The 3,266-nt window shown below is 64.3% G+C and carries 4 protein-coding genes; 2 read left to right on the plus strand and 2 right to left on the minus strand.

All coding sequences use genetic code 11. The features are described from left to right. Positions 1–189 (minus strand): hypothetical protein (locus B0W55_RS31005; protein WP_218189782.1); only part of this gene is annotated, 189 nt, incomplete at its 3' end. Further along, positions 189–1,097, minus strand: a complete 909-nt coding sequence (locus B0W55_RS29120) for a LysR substrate-binding domain-containing protein (protein ID WP_077049347.1) — start codon at positions 1,095–1,097, stop codon at positions 189–191. The genes B0W55_RS31005 and B0W55_RS29120, both read right to left, overlap by 1 nt. Before the next feature lie 146 nt (positions 1,098–1,243). On the opposite strand from B0W55_RS29120, the gene B0W55_RS29125 reads away from it, so the two are divergent. Both B0W55_RS29125 and B0W55_RS29130 read left to right on the plus strand, forming a co-directional pair. Beyond that, positions 1,244–2,446 carry an MFS transporter gene (locus B0W55_RS29125; RefSeq protein ID WP_077049348.1) on the plus strand — a complete coding sequence of 401 codons (1,203 nt, stop codon included), beginning with the start codon at positions 1,244–1,246 and terminating at the stop codon, positions 2,444–2,446. A 45-nt stretch (positions 2,447–2,491) separates the two neighbouring features. Then, on the plus strand, positions 2,492–3,160 hold the full coding sequence (locus B0W55_RS29130) for a type 1 glutamine amidotransferase domain-containing protein (protein WP_077049349.1): 669 nt from the start codon (positions 2,492–2,494) through the stop codon (positions 3,158–3,160). The last annotated feature ends 106 nt before the right edge of the window (positions 3,161–3,266 follow it).

The following is a 3,266-nucleotide window of genomic DNA, read 5'->3' on the forward strand; positions in this document are numbered from 1 at the left end:
GGCCTGACACACCGCTTTCGCGAGCAAGCCCGCTCCCACACTGGATCTCCAACGGACGCAAATTTCGCCTTCACCCCAATCAAACTGTGGGAGCTGGCCTGCCAGCGAAGAGGCCGGCACTGCCAGCATCACCTGTGCCTGACACACCGCCATCGCGAGCAGGCTCGCTCCTGCAGGAGAGCCGAACATCAGCTTGCACCGGACAACTCCGCCGCCGTCTCCACCAGCAATTGCCGGAACCAGCGGTGTGCCGGGTCGTTGCGATACCGCACGTGCCAGGCGATCTCTACGGGGAAGGTGCCGAGATCGACCGGCGCCTCCACCACCTTGAGCCGTGAATCCTTGGCGATCTGGTTGCAGATCAGCCGGGGCAAGGTGGCGCAGTAATCGGTCACGGCGATGATCTCCGGCACGGCCAGGAAATGCGTCACGGAAATCGCCAGCTCGCGGCGCAGGCCCTGGCGGTCGAGGACCTGGAACAGCCCTGCCCGCAAGCGCCCCGGTGGCTGGATGTTGACGTGGCGCAGGGCTTCGTATTGCTCGCGGGACATACTGCGGTCGATGTCCGGATGGTCGGCCCGCACCACGCACGCCAGGCCGTCGTCCATCAGATGTTGAATGATCAGGTTATCGGGCGGCTCGACGATGCGGCCCAGCACCATGTCCGTGGTGCCGGAAATCACCCCGGTTTCCGCCAGATCGTAACCGAACGGTATCAGCGACATTTTCACCCCCGGCGCCAACTGCCGCAGCCTGGCGATGATGCTGGGCATGAGCACGATTTCGACGTAGCTGTTGGCGGCGATGTTGAACTGTCGGGTGGCGGTGGCGGGATCGAAGTGCTGACGCCCGGCCAGCACGCCATCGAGGGTGGCCAGGGTCTCGGCGATCACTGGGGCGATTTCTTCGGCGAACTGTGTCGGCTTGATCCCGTATCGCTCACGGATGAACAGCGGGTCTTGCAGGGTGTCGCGCAGGCGGTTCAAAGCGTTGGACAGCGCCGGCTGGGTGATGCCCAGGCGCAGCGCGGCGCGGGTCACGCTGCGCTCCTCCATCAGCGCGACAAACACCGGCAACAGGTTGAGATCGTAACGCATGGCTTGGCATCGCTCGGTTCACTGATTTGGCAGACATAATGCCCTATGAATATCTAACATCAAGTAAGTAAATTTCTTGAATATCTCCCCTTGAACGATAGTTGGGCCATCCGAAACGCTCCCAACGCTCTTCGAGGAAAGCATCCATGGCTAACCCATCACCCAACAAACTGTCGCAAGCTTTGGCGTTGTTCGCACTGGCCCTCGGCAGCTTCTGCATCGGCACGTCCGAATTTGCCAGCATGGGCATCCTGCAACTGTTCTCCGAAAGCCTGGGCGTCGATGTGCCCGAGGCCACCAATGCCGTCACCGCCTATGCACTGGGCGTGGTGATCGGCGCACCGGCGGTGACCCTGGCCGCGGCCCGGTTGAACCGGCGCACGCTGTTGCTGGCCTTGATGGCACTGTTCGTGGTCGGCAACGTGCTGTCGGCAGTGGCCACCGACCTGGACCTGCTGATGGCGGCGCGCTTTATCAGTGGTCTTCCCCAGGGTGCGTATTTCGGTGCGGGCGCGATGGTTGCGTCCTACATCATGGGTCCCGGTCAGGAAGGCAAGGCTTTCGCCATTGTCATGACCGGGCTGACCGTCGCGACCATCATCGGCTCGCCGCTGGCGACCTTCCTCGGTCAGCACCTGGGCTGGCGTGAAACCTACCTGGCGGTGGCGGTGCTGTCGGGCCTGGCGCTGCTGGCGATCCGTCAGTGGCTGCCACGTTCCGACGCGTTGAACGGTTCGCCGATCACTCAAGAGCTGTCGGCGCTGCGCAAAGGCAAGGTCTGGGCGGTGATGGCGGTGGCCACCACCGGGATCGCCAGCCTGTTTGCGGTCTACACCTTCGTCGGCCCGATCGTGACCGATGCGGCACACCTGGCGCCGAGCATGATCCCGGTGGCCCTGGCGATCTTCGGCCTGGGCATGACCGCCGGCAATATCGTCGGTGGGCGCATGGCTGACCGCTACACCCTACGCGGCATCCTCCTGGGCTTTGGGATTGCGCTGGCAGTGCTGGTGATCATCGCCGAGGCCGGGCAAAACCCGTGGGTGCTGTTCCCTGCCCTGTTTGTCCTCGGTGCCGGGCTGATGGCGTCCCTGCCAACCATCCAGGTGCACCTGACCAAACTCGCCCCCGCAGCCCCTTCGCTGATGGGCGCCATGACCCTGGCGGCGTGCAACCTGGGCAATGCCATCGGCGCCTGGGGCGGCAGCGCCACCCTCGATGCTGGCTACGGCCTGCTCTCCCCGGCCTGGGCCGGGTTTGCCCTGACACTGACCGGCCTGGCGCTGTTTGGCCTGACCCGCATCGGTAACCGTCGCCCTGCGCCGGTACGTCACGCGGCAGCCGCCTGAATCTGAATTGAATCTGCGTTATCAACCTCTGTAGGAGCATCAACCATGAGCATCAAACACGTCCTGTTCATCCTCACCAACACCGCGCACATCGGCCCGAACAACCGCCCGACCGGCTACTTCTTCCCGGAAGTCGCCCACCCTTACGAAGTGTTCGCCGAAGCGGGCGTGGCGGTCGAATACGCCTCGCCACTGGGCGGCACCCCGCCGGAAGACGGCTACGACGAAACCGATCCATCGCAACTGGCTTTCCGCAACAGCGCCGCGATCCGTCGCATGGCCAACAGCCGCAAGCTGTCGGAAGTGGATGTGCTGGACTATGACGCGATCTTCTTCCCCGGCGGCCTGGGCCCGATGGTCGATATCGCCAACGATCCCGAGGTCAAGCGTGCGGTGGAACGCGCCTGGAACGGCGGCAAGATCGTCGCCGCCGTGTGCCATGGTCCGGCGGCCTTCATCGGTGCCCGACTGCCGGATGGCTCCCCGCTGGTCCAGGGCCGCAAGCTGACCTCGTTCTCCAACGACGAGGAAGCGGGCTACGCCCAGGCGGACGTGCCGTTCAATCTGGAAGATGCACTGCGCGCCGAAGGGGCTGACTATTCAGCGGCCCCAGTGTGGCAGGAGAAGGTCGTGGTCGACGGTCGCCTGATGACCGGCCAGAACCCCGCTTCCGGCGGCCCGCTGGCCAAGGCCATCGTTGAAGCCCTGAACTGATCCACACCCAACCCTGTAGGAGCGAGCTCGCTCGCGATGGACGCAAGAACGACGCGGGGCATCAGGTTACCCGCGTCATCGTTGACGACCATCGCGAGCGAGCTCG

Origin of the sequence: Pseudomonas sp. KK4, assembly GCF_001984065.1 — a bacterium.
Taxonomy (GTDB): domain Bacteria; phylum Pseudomonadota; class Gammaproteobacteria; order Pseudomonadales; family Pseudomonadaceae; genus Aquipseudomonas.

Excerpts from the sequence above, each read along its gene's own strand:
- B0W55_RS29125 (WP_077049348.1), top strand. The coding sequence starts at position 1,244 with ATGGCTAACCCATCACCCAACAAACTGTCGCAAGCTTTGGCGTTGTTC.
- B0W55_RS29120 (WP_077049347.1), bottom strand. The coding sequence starts at position 1,097 with ATGCGTTACGATCTCAACCTGTTGCCGGTGTTTGTCGCGCTGATGGAG.
- B0W55_RS29130 (WP_077049349.1), top strand. The coding sequence starts at position 2,492 with ATGAGCATCAAACACGTCCTGTTCATCCTCACCAACACCGCGCACATC.